Source organism: Olivibacter ginsenosidimutans (genome assembly GCF_039542865.1).
Taxonomy (GTDB): Bacteria; Bacteroidota; Bacteroidia; order Sphingobacteriales; family Sphingobacteriaceae; genus Olivibacter; species Olivibacter ginsenosidimutans.
Genome location: NZ_BAABIQ010000033.1, coordinates 17208 through 32874, shown reverse-complemented (window position 1 = coordinate 32874; position 15667 = coordinate 17208). Strand labels below are relative to the sequence as shown.

20 protein-coding genes are annotated in these 15667 nt (G+C 37.9%); 10 read left to right on the top strand and 10 right to left on the bottom strand.

Annotation, left to right across the window (positions count from 1 at the left end; genetic code table 11):
* Positions 1–6: 6 nt before the first annotated feature.
* The 4 genes from ABD930_RS10985 to ABD930_RS10970 all read right to left on the bottom strand — a co-directional run bounded on the left by ABD930_RS10985 (position 7) and on the right by ABD930_RS10970 (position 4881).
* A complete protein-coding gene (locus tag ABD930_RS10985) occupies positions 7–978 on the bottom strand; it encodes a glycosyltransferase family 2 protein (RefSeq protein ID WP_345231764.1) in 972 nt (323 codons plus the stop codon).
* Between the two features lie 15 nt (positions 979–993).
* Complete coding sequence (locus ABD930_RS10980; protein ID WP_345231763.1) at positions 994–2763, bottom strand: carbamoyltransferase family protein; 1770 nt, start codon at positions 2761–2763, stop codon at positions 994–996.
* A gap of 704 nt (positions 2764–3467) precedes the next feature.
* On the bottom strand, positions 3468–3728 hold the full coding sequence (locus ABD930_RS10975; protein WP_345231762.1) for a hypothetical protein: 261 nt from the start codon (positions 3726–3728) through the stop codon (positions 3468–3470).
* 73 nt (positions 3729–3801) lie between these two features.
* Complete coding sequence (locus ABD930_RS10970; RefSeq protein WP_345231761.1) at positions 3802–4881, bottom strand: AI-2E family transporter; 1080 nt, start codon at positions 4879–4881, stop codon at positions 3802–3804.
* A 69-nt stretch (positions 4882–4950) separates the two neighbouring features.
* Here ABD930_RS10970 and ABD930_RS10965 point away from each other — a divergent pair, with 69 nt between their 5' ends.
* Positions 4951–5169 carry a hypothetical protein gene (locus ABD930_RS10965; RefSeq protein ID WP_345231760.1) on the top strand — a complete coding sequence of 73 codons (219 nt, stop codon included), beginning with the start codon at positions 4951–4953 and terminating at the stop codon, positions 5167–5169.
* Here the strand turns inward: ABD930_RS10965 and ABD930_RS10960 are convergent.
* From ABD930_RS10960 to ABD930_RS10940, 5 genes are all read right to left on the bottom strand, one after another.
* Entirely contained in the window at positions 5166–5807 is a 642-nt protein-coding gene (locus tag ABD930_RS10960) for a LuxR C-terminal-related transcriptional regulator (protein ID WP_345231759.1), read from the bottom strand. The two genes, ABD930_RS10965 and ABD930_RS10960, sit on opposite strands and share 4 nt — an antisense overlap.
* Before the next feature lie 154 nt (positions 5808–5961).
* Positions 5962–6612: a response regulator gene (locus ABD930_RS10955; RefSeq protein ID WP_345231758.1), complete on the bottom strand. Its 651-nt coding sequence runs from the start codon at positions 6610–6612 to the stop codon at positions 5962–5964.
* Positions 6613–6635: 23 nt separating this feature from the next.
* The gene (locus ABD930_RS10950; RefSeq protein WP_345231757.1) at positions 6636–7379 is read right to left on the bottom strand and encodes a metallophosphoesterase family protein; all 744 of its coding nucleotides are present in this window, start codon (positions 7377–7379) and stop codon (positions 6636–6638) included.
* Positions 7380–7382: 3 nt separating this feature from the next.
* Complete coding sequence (locus tag ABD930_RS10945) at positions 7383–8126, bottom strand: nucleotidyltransferase (RefSeq protein ID WP_345231756.1); 744 nt, start codon at positions 8124–8126, stop codon at positions 7383–7385.
* A 53-nt stretch (positions 8127–8179) separates the two neighbouring features.
* Positions 8180–8851, bottom strand: coding sequence for a response regulator (locus ABD930_RS10940; protein ID WP_345231755.1), 672 nt, complete (start codon positions 8849–8851; stop codon positions 8180–8182).
* Between the two features lie 177 nt (positions 8852–9028).
* On the opposite strand from ABD930_RS10940, the gene ABD930_RS10935 reads away from it, so the two are divergent.
* Positions 9029–9265 (top strand): KTSC domain-containing protein, encoded by a 237-nt coding sequence (locus ABD930_RS10935; RefSeq protein ID WP_345231754.1) that lies wholly within the window; start codon positions 9029–9031, stop codon positions 9263–9265.
* Here ABD930_RS10935 and ABD930_RS10930 read toward each other — a convergent pair.
* Positions 9249–10187 (bottom strand): sensor histidine kinase, encoded by a 939-nt coding sequence (locus ABD930_RS10930; RefSeq protein ID WP_345231753.1) that lies wholly within the window; start codon positions 10185–10187, stop codon positions 9249–9251. The genes ABD930_RS10935 and ABD930_RS10930 overlap by 17 nt on opposite strands.
* Before the next feature lie 138 nt (positions 10188–10325).
* Here ABD930_RS10930 and ABD930_RS10925 point away from each other — a divergent pair, with 138 nt between their 5' ends.
* From ABD930_RS10925 to ABD930_RS10890, 8 genes are all read left to right on the top strand, one after another.
* Positions 10326–10559, top strand: a complete 234-nt coding sequence (locus ABD930_RS10925) for a hypothetical protein (protein ID WP_345231752.1) — start codon at positions 10326–10328, stop codon at positions 10557–10559.
* Between the two features lie 361 nt (positions 10560–10920).
* A complete protein-coding gene (locus ABD930_RS10920; protein WP_345231751.1) occupies positions 10921–11109 on the top strand; it encodes a hypothetical protein in 189 nt (62 codons plus the stop codon).
* 109 nt (positions 11110–11218) lie between these two features.
* Complete coding sequence (locus tag ABD930_RS10915; protein WP_345231750.1) at positions 11219–12115, top strand: SDR family oxidoreductase; 897 nt, start codon at positions 11219–11221, stop codon at positions 12113–12115.
* Positions 12116–12139: 24 nt separating this feature from the next.
* Positions 12140–12421 (top strand): hypothetical protein, encoded by a 282-nt coding sequence (locus ABD930_RS10910; RefSeq protein ID WP_345231749.1) that lies wholly within the window; start codon positions 12140–12142, stop codon positions 12419–12421.
* Positions 12422–12425: 4 nt separating this feature from the next.
* On the top strand, positions 12426–13115 hold the full coding sequence (locus ABD930_RS10905; RefSeq protein WP_345231748.1) for a hypothetical protein: 690 nt from the start codon (positions 12426–12428) through the stop codon (positions 13113–13115).
* Between the two features lie 3 nt (positions 13116–13118).
* Positions 13119–13856 carry a DUF72 domain-containing protein gene (locus tag ABD930_RS10900; RefSeq protein ID WP_345231747.1) on the top strand — a complete coding sequence of 246 codons (738 nt, stop codon included), beginning with the start codon at positions 13119–13121 and terminating at the stop codon, positions 13854–13856.
* 66 nt (positions 13857–13922) lie between these two features.
* Entirely contained in the window at positions 13923–14426 is a 504-nt protein-coding gene (locus tag ABD930_RS10895) for a hypothetical protein (RefSeq protein WP_345231746.1), read from the top strand.
* 289 nt (positions 14427–14715) lie between these two features.
* Complete coding sequence (locus ABD930_RS10890) at positions 14716–15231, top strand: YciE/YciF ferroxidase family protein (protein ID WP_345231745.1); 516 nt, start codon at positions 14716–14718, stop codon at positions 15229–15231.
* Positions 15232–15667: the final 436 nt, after the last annotated feature.

The following is a 15667-nucleotide window of genomic DNA, read 5'->3' as shown; positions in this document are numbered from 1 at the left end:
GTTGCATTAGATCATAAAAACCCTAAATTTTATAGCACCATAGATTTTCCAGAAAATAGACAAATAGGGTATAACGATAGAAGTTACAACGATTTCCGTTACATGCCCTAACGATCTGCGCGTTCCGCGTAAACGTAACATGATGAATGCCATCGTAAGGCAAACCCAAAATATGGTGCTATACCATTGTAATAATGGCATACGGACGATAGTGGAATAAATCATAATCAACAATAAGACTAGTAACGTATAATACAAAAGCGATGTTCTGGAGGCTATTTTTGATCGGTACAGGGTAGGGAATTTTTTAAAAAGTAAGGCATTGTAAATTCCTTTTTTCTGTTCTTTTACGCTCACACCCCATTTAGCCCGTCTTACCGGATGAATCACAACAGCCTTTGGTAACTTTATTATTGGAATACGCTGCTGAAGCAATTTGAAATGCAAATCACTATCTTCACGCCAAGCCATTTTGTACCGTTCATCAAAACCGCCCACTTGATATAGTACCTTTTTGGTACAGGCACAATTCGCGGTTATAAACTCCGCCTGCTCCAGTTGCGCCGTATTTTTTTCGTAATCTGTCGGTTTTCTAGCCGTTGGCACGATAACGGTTCCGGAATAAACAAGGTCACTTTTACCGTCATGATGCGTTAAAATCTCCAGTAGCCAACGTTCGTCCGGAATACAATCATCGTCGGTAAATGCAATCAAGGGACTGCTTGAAAATAACCATCCTAAATTACGTGCAGCTGCCGGGCCTTTCCGAACTTCATGATGCAAATACACCAAATGATCTTGAAACAAATGCTGCATTTCATGAACTAGTTTTTTCGTCGCCGCATCAAATCCATCACTCACCACAATAACTTCGTAGTATTTTTTTTCAAGCACTTGTTGATGTAGCGCATGCAGGCATTTTATTAATAGTTGAGGCCTCTTATACGTAGGAATAACGACAGAAATCTTTTTCATCATATCCATATGTTTTAGCTAAGCATTAACTAATTTGTCTTTTAAGGTAACATCGGTTTCCATTTTATGTTGACTGTCTTTCTCAATGAGATAAGATCCCATCACAAGGGCATCGAAAGGTGATGTCCAGAAGCACGCTATTGCATCCCTTGGCGAACAAACAATGGGTTTTCCCAGTGTATTAAAAGAAGTATTGACCAGAACAGGAACGCCAGTTTTTTGTTCAAATGCTTTAATCAATCGGTAATATAGCGGATGTTGCTGCCGATTAACCGTTTGTATTCGAGCCGTACCATCAATATGTTTCACGGCGGGTATCAAATGCGCTTTCTCCGGATTCACGTCATATACAAAAAGCATAAAAGGAGATTGGTCTGCTCCAACAAACCAGTTTTTCGCATCTTCTTCCGTTACTACAGGGGCCACAGGCCGAAAATCTTCCCGGTCTTTTACTTCATTGAGTCGGGGTTGCATTTCTGCATGTAAAGGAGAGGCTAAAATAGATCGGCTGCCCAATGCCCGGGGTCCGTATTCCATATGACCTTGGAACCAACCAATAATTTTATCCTGTGCCAATAACATAGCTGTTTCTTCAGCTATATCCGACATTTTAGTATAACGTATTTTATTGCGGTCAAGCACCTGTTGAATCGCTTGGTCTGTAAACGTCGGACCTAAGTAGACATGGTCCATGGTATAAACTTTTTGCGTAACGTGCCGTTGCTGTACATCGGTTAGCATGGCCGCTCCTAAAGCTGTTCCCGAATCTCCTGCTGCTGGCTGAACCCAAATATGCTTGAATGAACTTTTGTCTCTAATTTTTCCATTTAATACACAATTAAGGAAAATACCTCCTGCTAAGCAAAGATTATCTTCCTTGGTATGGTCATAAAACCAGCTGAGAAGTTCTAAGACTATTTCTTCCAATGCCACTTGCAGCGATCGAGCAATATTAAAATGATGTGCTGTAAAAGGAGCATTACGTAATCGTCTAGGGCCAAACCGTTCTTCTAATCGTAAGGTATCTATGGTATAGGTACCATTAGGGTTCACCTGGATCATTTGCCGAAATTCATGGGCAAAAAGTGGTTCTCCGTAAGATGCCAAAGCCATGACTTTATATTCATCAGACGAGCGGAGAAAACCCAAATAATCGGTTACCTCTTCGTACAGTAGGCCCAGCGAATGAGGCAAGCCTACTTCTTGTACCAGCGTCAAATTATTTTCGTTGGCTACATAATAAGAGGTTGACACCTGTTCACCACGTCCATCCATAGTAAGCACAGCAGCTCTTTCAAAGGGAGAAGGTAAAAACGCACTTGCCGCATGGGCTAAATGATGATTCACATAATGCCATTGCCAATCCTGCATTGAAGATCCGATAAAGGAAGCTTGTAAGTGATGTGGATAGCCATCTACTAACTGTCGGGGAGCATTGATAATGGACGAAAGGAATAAATATTTCCAAGGCTCATTCATTGCCAAATGCGTTGTAGTTTGATGGAAGGGTATGTTCGCCCAAGCCTGTTGACGCTCGTCCTCATTTAATAATACATAAGGATCAAAAGAGTATGCCATGTGATCAATATCCTTCAACATTATTCCCGCCTGTTTCAAACAAAAAGAAATAGCATGATAGGGTAATTCATACGTCGAAAAAGGGATCGGTCTTTTACCATGTTTAATTTGGGTAAATCGTTCATCTTCAGCAGCGGCAAGAAGTTGTCCATCCTGAATTAAGCAAGCAGCTGAGTCGTGAAATACGGCATTAATTCCTAACGTATACATGCGATATAATTTAAAGTACTAAAATGATGTTTACGATGAGTTAGATACCACAATCAGTGCCAGCCTTATTCGCATTAAAAATGGTTTAGTGAGATGGTTGGAAGCACGTTGTCCGCCTTATCCATTAGTTATCTAATAAAATGATTTTTCATTAATGCATACAGTAGTATTTACTATTTAGTACACGATTAAAATGTTGCCAAACTTAAAGAAGGGTTTGTACAGAAACGCCAGTGCAGCCTGCTACAAGATATGAATTTTGGAGGCGGCATTTCCAAAGCCAAAGGTAGGTGCTTTTAACCAGTGTACAATTCTACCTATCTTTCGTTATGGTTTTTATGGCCATATTACGTTTTACAGCTGCTTGGCAAAAAATCTCCGTTCTGCTAAAAAAACGCCTTAGCATTTGCGGTTTATAAAACGGATCATTAATTGCAACGATCATTATCATAAAGGTGCGATTAACGTATCGAACGATATCCAAAAATTATCATACGATACAAATCGAAAATGGTTTAACGATCATGCGGAGTATAAAGAGAAAAGTACCATAAATACATAAAAATTAATCACATGTTTGCCCCAATCATATTCGGAATTGTGTTTGTCGTAGCGATAGGCATTGTTTACTATTTTTATAAAAGGCATTAGCAATAGACTTGCTGTATTACTAATGGGTTAGCTTGCTTAAATTGGAGGCTAATCTAGGTTTGGAATGTGTCCACAGGTCCATCCATCATTTCTAAAAAATTCAACCCTTCATCGTTGATTTGGAGCATTTTGTTATGAAACGGACAGTCGTCATGCATGTCAAAGGTTTGTATAAGCTTTCGGTTAACTAATTCGTTTGCAGCCAACGCTACCGCCTCAGGTGGTAAATGCATTTCCTCCGCAAACTTCCCGATAGATCCTACAGACCATCTCCGTAATAAACGTAGCAGATTTAAGGCTTCTAAACTCAACATAGCTCGTAAATAAAATTCTATATCCGCTAATCGGATAAGGTTAATCCTAGTCTAGAAAAAATGAAGCCAAACATTAGGATGCTGTGTTTTTTATTTTTTGTACCCACTTGTGTTTTGTTTTTGGTTCTGTACCAATTAAATATCCATAAGGTGTGAGGCTAGGTACATGGTCACAAATTATTTTTATTATCCCCAAAACAGGTATTGCCAATACCATTCCAGCTATTCCCCAAATGAGCTCGCCTGCAGTTAAGGCCATGATGGTAAATAAAGGATTAATATTGACTTGGTTCCCTACAACCAATGGTTCCAGAATATACGTCTGAAAGAATTGTACTAAAAGATAAACCGCAATGACACCAATTATCATATCGCTTTTACCACCTTGCGCTACAACTGCTAGAACCGTTGTGGCCGTACCGGTAATGTTTCCAACAAAAGGAATAATTTCTAGAATACCACATAATACGGCAAAAAATAATGCATTTTCAACACCAACAACAGAAAAGCCGATGCCGTAAAGTATCCAAAGCAGCACAATCATACCGGCTAACCCTCCTAGGTATTGCTGAGATACTCTTGCTGCTTGGCTAATAATTTTTTCTGTTTCCTTATAATTTTTAGGTGGCACTAGTTTGAGAATAAATTGCTTGATACGTGAACGATAGAACAGCAATAAATAGATATAAACCAGCACTAAAATGGTGTTGATACCTAAACCTAATGTCTTCGCTGCAAAATTTGTTAACATATTTCTGGTAGAATGTGCCGTAGCATCGCCTTGCTGCTTAATAATGGCACGCTGTTGCTGATCTGTAATGCCCACCGTACTTTCTAGCCAATTTTTAAACTGCTGGAGCAAGGAAAGCATACGTTCCTTCATTTGTTCGATGTTTTCCGAAAAGTTAGTCAACTGCCAACTCAATAAACCAATAATAATAGCGACGGCAAGTATAAAAAGTAAAACGGCTATAAGGGATGATACTCCTCTTTTTAATCCTTTGCGCTCTAATGCATTGCATAGCTGGATGAAAAGCATGGCTAGAACCCCAGCTAAGACTACAGGTATTAGAAAACTGCTCGATAGGTAGAGTATGGCCGTACTCAATACCACAAAAAGAAGGGTATAAACGGCTTGTTGGAGTCTATTCATGTCTGCTGGTTTTTATAGCAAACAAAATAAGGATATAAAGTGTTATTCAAGAAGTAAAAAATTAGTAAAATGTATTACTTAGTTTGCTATCAATTGGAAACCGCTGTAGCGGTTGATGATGACGTAGATTTACAGGATTTAACCAAAAATTGCACAGCCGAGTTAGCACAATTTATTAAAAGGGTTGGGAATTATCCAGTCATCAGAATTGACAAAAAATACCCCAGCTATAGCGCAATAATTGATAACTTCTACATCATTAAGAACCATAGTCGTAAAATACATTAATTTTGAATAAACTCTTTATGCAATCGATAGAGAATTAGGCTCAAATTGTCTTTTGCACCGGTTTTTTCAATTAAATTTTGTCGTAGATTTTCAATATTTCTTTTGGTCGTAAAAAGTCGGTAAGCAATTTCCTTATTTGCATAACCGCAAACCATTAAATCGAGTACTTCATTTTCTTTATCCGATAAGGTGAGATTCATATTTAGATTGCCAATATGATCTTCAAAATCACTTAATTTATTAAAAAGGCGCATGGTTAAGCTAGGATCAACGTATTTCTTTCCCTGCATGACATATTTTATGGCAAAAAGCAATTCTTCCTTTTGCACAGATTGTGTAATATATCCATGCGCACCGGCATAAATAGCCTTGATAGCAGGCTGTAAGCCATGGTCATTATCCAAAATGATAATCTTTAGTTTGCTGGAATACACTTTTAGCTTAGTTATTAAATTTTTGTCTACCGGCACGTTATTACTTGTTCCCCATATTAAAACATCGACCTCTTGTAAATGCTCCTTTAAAATGTCTGGACAATCTTCGGTATGCTTAACTTCTAAGTTTTCTTGCTCAAGAATTGCACCGATGCCATCTCTGCGAATAGGATTATTGTCTGCAATAGCTACGCTAATCTTCATAATTTGTATCCAAAAATAAAAAACCACTTATCCTATTACGAAACTCGAGTTTCGTAATAAACATCTGACATTTACAAAGTTAGGTGCTAGTAGAAACATTTACTACGTATAAATACGCTATTTCTTGTTCGGTAAATACGGGAAATTTAATCCATTATTTAAGTAACTCATTCCGGAAAGCATATTTGATCAATGCCGCCGTATTACGGGCTCCGGTTTTTTCCAGTAAACTTTGACGATAACCTTCTACTGTACGTTTACTGGTAAACAAGCGCTCTGCTATTTCCTGATTGGTAAAGCCATCGGCCGTTAAGGCAAGAACTTCCATTTCGCGATTATTTATTTGTAATTCCTCAATTTTAACCGGTGCTTGCAAAGGGATTACCTTCATCGCTTGATGAAGTAATTTCATACTAATCTCGGAACAGATATAATACTCTCCTTGAGCTACGAAACGAATACTAAATAACAGTTCATCCCTACTGACATTTTTGATCAAAAAAGCATTAGCCCCGGCCTTGAATGCCTGAGCAACGTATTTTTCATGATCCATCATAGATAAGACGATAATATGAATCGATGGATAGGATTTTTTGATGCTTTCGGTTAACGTTATGCCATCAATAGCAGGCATATTGATATCGATAATAATGACGTCAGCTACTTTGCCGGTCTCTATGAAATGAACAAGTTCCTCTTGCTGGTCGGTTTCGCCAATCACCGTGATATCGGTTTCAATTTCCAGAAGTGTTCGGATTCCTTGACGCACGATGTGATGATCATCAACTAAAATAATGTTTATCATAACACTTTGTACTGCTATATTCTCTAATTTTCAATTTCTAGAAGATAATAAGGCGTCTTTTTATTTGCGTTTTTCAGTACCGGTAACGCCACATTAAATACTTTTACCCCTCCAGAGCTGGTACCATCTAATTGACCTGCATGTGCATGACCATGAAAGGCGGCATAGACCTTTCTCCGATGCAACGGGTCTGCTAAACGAGACGAGCCTAGAAAAGGGAAAATCTGTTCCGGTTCTCCAATAACCGTTTCTTTGATAGGAGAGTAGTGTAGAAGAGCTATTTTGGGAATAGCGGGATGCTCCTGTTCAAGCCTGGCCAATGCGCGATCCAATTGCAATGATTCATTCACTGCTTCCTGAACAAAGGCTTTCATGGCATCTTCGCCAAACATCGACAGCATATAACGATCAAAGCCGCCTCCAAAACCTTTTACCCCTGCAAAACCGATGTTATCTATGACAACTGCTTCTCCATCCAGTAGCGTCATATTTGCTTCTTGTAAGATTTGTCGAATGCGTTTTTGCCGCCCTTTCTCATAATCATGGTTTCCCAATACCCCAAGTACTGGTATGGTGCAAGCTTTTAACTCATCTGCTAATACCTGTGCTTCCTCTTCGTCTCCCGTATCGGTTAAATCACCGCAAATAAGTAAGATGTTTGCTCGTTTAGATATTTCCTGAAAGCAATCTGTCCAGCGACCTTTATCACTCATTTTAATATGGATATCTGCTAAAGCAGCCAGAGTTGTTTTTGTTTTTTTAACCATACTTTATATCGTTGTTATCGTGCATGTTTTGTAATTCCAGGATTTAATGTCGATTTGGTACTGCGTTTGGTCAATTAAAGGGCCTCTACACACCTTTTCTTGAGAGGCGGGAAGCTCATATTGTTCTTTTGCGCGTGCCATGAGTTCGTCAAAAAGCCATTTAGGGATGATGCCACGATAATCAGCAGGGTAGACAAATTGGAACGTTAGGATTTGCGCCAATAACAAATGCCAGTGCTGGTCTAAACGGTAAAACAGGTGCTGCCAATCAAGCTGCTTACCATATTTTAATAAGGTATGGTTAATATCTGCATTATCGTTTCGTTCTCGATTTTGCACATAGATTTTACACCAAATAAGCTCTTCTGGAGGAATGAATCGTACAGGTACGCCAACAAATTCTCCCACACCAGCCCGTTCATACCAAGTCTCATCAACCGTACAAATATTATTTACCGTGTCAAATATAACATCAATGAAATAGTCACCTTTATAAACTTTCGCTAACCATCGGGCATCAGTAAACTCTATCCGATATCCATGCTTACTAAAATGCTTTAATATTTTAGGACATTCGCTACTTTTGCAAAAAATGTCCAAATCTTTCGTATTTCTAAAAATGCCGGTATAATGAAACATAGCAAAAGCACCACCAAGCATATAAGGTGTACCACTGCTATTTAATAGCGTTAAAGCTTCTTTAAAAAAAGCATTAGATACCTCTTTTTGTTCTTCTGTTTCTATCATAAAATCCTATGGTTATAACAGGATGTATTTATATTTGTTTATTTTCCGATAGTCTATGTACGAGATGAAGAGATGGTAGTAGTACTTTTTTGCGGTAGCGGATTTTCTGCGTTCTTTAGATAATCTTCCAATTTTTTTAATTGCGTACCGCTTTTTACCAGTAGGTCAATCGCTCGTTTGCTATTACCTTGTTTAATAGCGTCTAACACCAGGGATATATAGCTATTCACGGAAGCTAGCGGAGCACCGAATTTAGCGATACTTAATTGTGCAATGGTTCCTTTATTTTCTTCGACCTGTTTCCATATTGTCAATTCTTTCAATAACGTTTGTTCTGATACCCTGAGGCGTGCGTAAGTCTGATGGAGGTGAACCGCATGTCTTAATTTATGATATAGCACCAGTTTGTCAATAGGCTTGATGAAGCAATCCCAAGCCCCAAGCTGATAAAGCTTAGCTAGATCAGCTGCGTTCAAAGGGGTGTCCGAAATAAAGAAAATAGGTACATCTTCTACTTTTTTCAGTCCTTTAATGGTTTCTGCGATTTCTAAACCACTCAGATCAGGCAATTGAATTTTTAATAATAGGAGATTATATGTACAGTTAATGATTTTTTTCAATGCATCATGCCCAGAAAACGCATGATCTGTTTTGAAAGGACTGTTTTCAAAAAGTTCAGCGTATTGGGTCAATTCGTCCGGGCAGTTGTCTATCATCAAAATCATGATCGTTTATCTTATGTGGAGTCAATTTCTCAGCTATACTAAAAAAATATTCCAATATTCATTCCGTAAACTCTTTTTAATCAGTCTGCTATCTTAAATCATTTTAATGAAGCATAAATTATTTCTGCTGAATTTTGGCATGGTTTTGATAGTGTTTACAAAAGAACGCATAAAGTCATGGGTTTACTGTTTCTTGTTTTACGCAATTCCAATCGTATGCCTTCTTCCGTTATATCGGCTTTTGACTTTAATCCAGATCAGCATATTTTAAAAATAAAATTTGTTTCTGGCATGAACTATTCCTATTTTAATGTTCCCGTGTCTGTTTATAAGTCCCTAAAACGTGCCAAATCAAAAGGTAGTTATTTCAATAGACATATTCGGAATAACTATTCTTTTAAAAAACAAGGTTGAATACCTCTGTATCTCTTAGCGGTACAAAAATTTCGGCTTTTGTTCCCTTTCCTTCTTGCGGGGCAATCGTAAATATGCCATCTAACAGCTGAATTCGCTTATTAATGCTCTTTAAACCAAAGCCAGGGTTTTGTTCTGCCTGATATTTCGCCAAATTAATACCTTTTCCGTTATCCAGGATACTTAAGAATATACCATTGCTTTGTTTCAAAAGATTGATGGTTACTGCAGAAGCATGCGCATGTTTCACAATATTATTCAGGAGTTCTTGAAGAATCCTAAAAATGATAATATCCATATATCTCCCTAAAGTACCACCTGGAATAGCTGTCTGGATAGTACAACTTATGTTTTGTGCCTCCAATTTTTTATTAACCATATCTTTTAGCGCACCTTCCAATCCTAAGTCCTGTAAAATCGTTGGCGTTAATTCAAATGCAATGGTACGTACGCGCTTAATGGCTTCCTTGAGTAATTTTTTTGTTTGTGCAAGAGTATTATGATCAATCTGCAAATGGGTAATCGCTAATAATTGCCCCACTTCATTGTGTAAAATTTCTGCTATCCGTATTCTTTCTTCCTCCTGGGCATTTAAAATAGAATGTAGGGTTACGGTTTCCTTTAGCCCTTCCATATTGTGCAGACATATGGTGTATCCGCTTGTTGTATGTTGAAACGTAATATATACCCATTTCTTGATCTGTTCTGCATAGTAACTCCCTTCGGTATCTTTTGTTAAGGCCAGCCCCTGTTTAATAATGCCATAACCTTCATTTAGTATGGGAGGGAACAGGTTCAGTAAATTGTTGCCTACTACAAGGTAATCCTTCAATTCGTTGAAACGCTTTGCACTTAAATTGAAATCCTGTATAATAAATGATTTGTCGACAATGATAATAGCTATACTTGGTGCTCGAAACATGTTTTCTTTAATTGCAATTCAAAAATATCTACTTGGATTTTAAGCAGAAGCGTATTAATACGGGATGACGTTGCGATAAATACGCATGTAAGTGGAATAATTTATGTCAATTAAAAAGACGTACATTAATTACACGATATGATGGCTATTAAGAAAGGTAAACATTTGTCAACGTTGAGTAACAAGGAATTCCAAAGAAAAAGGAATAGGCGTAAGGCCAATTGGTCTTACGAAGGAGGAATAGATCCACAGCAGGATCAGCTGAATGAGGTACCAAAGAATACAGAAGAATGGCAAAATGTCGATCAGGCAAGTAAATTAAATTCATCCAATAAACCAAAAGGTGATGAAACAGACCCAGCGTCGACCTAAATGCTATTCGTATCTAGCGCTGAACCAAGATAAGGTCCTTTTCAGCAGGAAAGGCTTTCTCCTCAATGATAGTATATTCGTTATGACAGTTTCCGACAATTATTAAATAGAAACATGGCGGTAATGTCTTTACTATTTTATAGCAGTTTAACACCCATTAAGGATCTTTGGCGTGGTTTTCTCTACTGTACTAATAATTGGATATGCTGTTGCTTAATCTGGAACTTCCTGTTCATACTTTTTACCTAACCAGATTAAATTTATCTTAATAATTCATCAATAAGGACTTATTTTTCAGCTGGCCTGATTTTTTAACCTAATAATCGAAAATCTTATCATTTTTAATATAAAATAACCAACAATGAAAAAATTAATGTTTACAGCTGTTATAGCAGCAATGGTTTTTGCCGGTTGTAATAACCGACAAAATGGAGATAATACAGATGGTATGGGCGCTGGTGATGGAACAGATACCACCGGAATGTATCAAGAAGACACATCGACAACAACACCTGTCGATACAGCGATTGATACGACAGCCATGCCTTAGTAATGAGCAATGAATGGTTTACAAACATGATAGGGACGAAATTGGCTTTTAAAATAAAATGAAGGCCAATTTTGTAACCCTTTTACTAAAATTATTAAAAAAGTGAAAGATGAGTAATTCCAATCAAATTCAAGAAAATCCACGTGACAAATACCCCATCCCGCCATTCCCTAAACAAGAACAGGAGGTTCCAGGAGTAGAGAAGGAGATGCAACCAAAGGCAGATCATGGCGAAAAGACGTATCGGGGCACAGGGAAACTCCAAGGTAAAAAAGCCATTATAACCGGAGGTGATTCGGGAATTGGTAAAGCTGTTGCGATAGCTTTTGCTCGAGAAGGGGCCGATGTCTTAATTAGCTATTTAGCCGATGTGGAAGATGAAGATGCCCAAGACACCATTCATTGGATTGAAGAAGCTGGCAGGAAAGGCATCGCGATAAAAGGCGATATTAGAAGTGAAGAACATTGTCAAGCCATTATTCGACGTGCAGTAGAAGCATTTGGACAAGTGGATATTTTGGTCAATAATGCTGCTTATCAAATGGCTAGAAACAGTTTACAAGAAATTCCTGCAGGCGAATGGGAGAAAACATTTGCTACGAATACGCATAGTATGTACTATTTGTGTAAGGCGGTAGAACCACATATGAAAGCAGGAAGCAGCATGATTAATACGACGTCTGTAAACGCTTATTCGCCAACGCCTTTATTATTGGCTTACGCTGCTACAAAGGGCGCCATCCAAAACTTTACGGCCAATTTGGCCCAGCTTTTTCTGGAACAGAAAAAGGGTATTCGCGTAAATGCGGTGGCTCCCGGGCCAGTATGGACACCGTTAATACCATCGACAATGCCAGACGCCGATAAATTTGGTGCGAATACACCTATGGGAAGACCCGGACAACCAGCGGAAATGGCTCCGATTCATGTGTTTTTAGCATCAGAAGAAAGCAGTTACATCTCTGGAGCAACTATACCGGCAACAGGTGGAAGGATAACGATATAAAAAAACAACTTAAAGATTTCAATCATGAGCACATCAAAAGAAACGAAAGATCATCAAGTAATTCGGCATTGGGCAGAAGAACGTGGTGGAGTGCCCGCTAAGGTAAAAGATACAGGTACAAGCAATAACGGCGGTATTTTGCGGATTCATTTTCCCAAGCACAGTGAAAACAATGATGAATTGAAAGCAATTTCATGGAATGAATTTTTTGATGAATTTGACAAGCATCAATTAAATTTTCTCTATCAAGACGAAAAATCGGATGGAGAAAAAAGCACCTTTCACAAATTTGTAGATAGCAATTAAATTTATGGCAACATCCACTAAAGAGAAAGAAAAAAAGACAGCGAAGGCAAAGGATTATACCAAGTCTTATAATACCGTTAAGCATTTTGATGGTAAGCAATACACAGGCATGGCTATCGGTAGAGGTCATCATTGGGATTATGATCAAGGAGATTGGAAAGAAACGAAAATTACACCTGATCTTTGGGAGATTTCTTACGCCGTGACCAAACGTAGGAGAGGGCAAGCACCTGAAGGGTCTGGCGTTCCTGTCGGAACAGAATACCATTGGTACATCCTGGCCGATCAAACAGCAAAGAAGTTAAACGCCAACGACTATACAACCGCCATGTCTGGTCTAAAATTTAAACTGGCTCATAAACGGGCAGATAAAGATAAATGGAATGTTAAAGGTCCTACACAACGAAAACACCTTATTAAATTTCTGAAAGAAGTAATTGCTATGCTCGAAAGTGATCCTATTCCACTCGAATTTGATTATAAAGGCAAGTCGTATAAAGGTGAGGGAATTCCTATTTCTGCAACCTGTCAAAAAGGTTTCTGCTACGAATTATCCATTACCTTAAATGACGAAAGTTTGGGGATCATTCGTTGTGCCAAAAGTGGTTGGAAAATGGATGGTGTAGAACAAGGATTAGTAGACGCTATAGGTCAACAAGTTTTTGCATATTTTGATGAAGGGGAAGAAAGTTAAGGTATGAAAACACAGCACGGAAAGATATGGATAGGTACTTCCGGATGGCATTATAAGCATTGGGTTGGCAAATTTTATCCGGATGGAACAAAAGATTCCGAGCAGCTAAGCTACTTCACACAAAAGTTTAAAACGGTGGAATTAAATAATTCGTTTTATCGCTTGCCTTCCGCAGATACATTTACGAATTGGCGCAAAGCTACACCAGACGATTTTGTTTTCGCTGTGAAAGGAAGTCGTTATATTTCTCATTTAAAAAAATTAATACTAGATAAACAAGCTGTTGACGAGTTTTTACATCACGCCGATCATCTCAAAGAGAAACTCGGTCCTATACTTTTTCAATTGCCTCCTCGGTGGGAAATAAACCTCGATCGCTTAGCTACTTTTTTAGCTTATCTCCCTAAAAGGTTCCGCTTTACTTTTGAATTTAGAAATCCTACTTGGTATACCGAAGAAACGTATGAGTTACTCAGAAAACATGGATGTGCTTTTTGTATTTATGAATTGGCAGGACATCAATCTCCTGAAGTGGTAACCGCTGATTTCGTTTATATCCGATTGCATGGTCCAGGTAATAAGTACCAAGGAAGTTATACCGATAAGATACTAAAAGATTGGGCTAAAAAGTGCAAAAATTGGCAACAGGAAGGCAAAGATAGCTACCTATACTTTGATAATGACCAAGCGGGGTATGCTGCTTTTAATGCATTAACCCTTATCCAATTGCTGAAATCCTAAATTGTACCTTGGTTATATTAACAAGCAAGTATTTTCAGCATTTATCGAATAAAAATCCTCACAAAAATGGAAATAAAAAAAGTTTTAATCCCGGGTACCATTGGTACGTCAGCTATGACCATTTTTAGTTACGCCATTGCCGCTGCTAAAGATAGGCGATTGGAAGAACCCATCTTGTTAGCTAAATTAATTAAGCCACTGGTAAAACATCGTTATAAAAATTTAGCACATCCAACCGGTTGGGCAATGCATTATACGATGGGTTGTCTTATGACATCGGCTTTTCAAGAATACTGGAAGCAGAATACAACCATACCAACCGTAAAAGATGGAATCATTTCGGGTGCAGCTGGCGGAATTGCTGGAATCTTAATTTGGAAAGTAGTTTTTAAAATAGCATCCCATACACCACATATTTCGTTTAAAAGATATTATGGTCATCTGTTACTAGCGCATTTCGTTTTCGGTGTAACAGTGGCCCTTACCAGTCGTTTAACTTCCCCTTTTAAAACCTATAAACCAAGCAAGATTGCAGAGGAGACTGTGGCTAAAAGACATAAAAAGCCTTAATTAAACGGTTCGTTTGTTTTACTATGCGGTTATTAGTAAAAATTGGACAGTGAAAAAACCTTGCCAAAAAAATATGTCTGGGTAATTTTTATTTTATTTGGGCAACAGACCTTGATCAAATCGGCATTTAATAGGTTTTTCGGTCCAATTCATAATTAGGATATTGCTTTTTGATCTAAACACAGCTATTAGGCACAAATCCTGATCATATACTGATAGAAATGTATTAATGAAAACTTTGAAAAAGTAGAAATAGACATTTTGTTCAAAATAATCAAATTTTTAAATTATGGCAAATACAGGTAAAAATAACGGAAACATGCCTAATGAGCATCTACACGAATTGTTTGTTGATGAGTTGAGAGACGTTTTAAGTGCAGAAAAGCAATTGTTGAAGGGCTTGAAGAAAATGGCGACAAAAGCGAACAGCGAAACCCTCAAATCTGCTTTTGAAGAGCATCATAAACAAACGGAAGGACACGTTGAACGATTAAAACAAGTATTCGATTCTATTGGTAGTACGGCAAGAGCAAAAAACTGCAAAGCAATGGAAGGTTTGCTTAAAGAAGCGGAAGAAATTATGGAAGAATTTGAAGATGGTGAAGTGCTGGATGCAGCATTAATTGCTGCGGCTCAGAAAGTAGAGCATTACGAAATAGCTAGTTATGGTTGTTTAGTGACTTATGCGAAACTAATGGAACACACGGAAGCTGAAGAACTTTTGAAAACTACGCTTGATGAGGAAAAGGAAACAGATGTTAAATTAACCGACATTGCGATGTCGGAAGCCAATGTTGCTCAGTAGTTTATTTGTTTTTATGTATAGGTAACGGGGGGATGTCTAAAATTTGTCATTTCGACTTCTACTTTTAGACATCCTCCCGTTAACGTTTACACGCACATCATGCTAGCAAATTTGGTCTGCTTTTCATTTCGATTATGTTCATGCGTTTAACCTTTTTAAGCATGACATGATGTAAGTGTTTGGCTTATGGTTTTTTCGGCACTAATCATGCTGATTGCGATCGTTACCTTTGCTCATAATTTTAGGGAATAGTAATCAATAGCTAAACGGTCATTAGGACATCCATTCTAGCTTCTTCATTAAGAATTTCTTATACTTCAGCGTATATAAAATTAATCACATTTTTATGGAACGGTTTTTTACATAAAAAAGCGTATTAAATTATTATTAATTGTGACGGTCGACATTTATAGTAGTTTCGGCAATGTGTATCTTT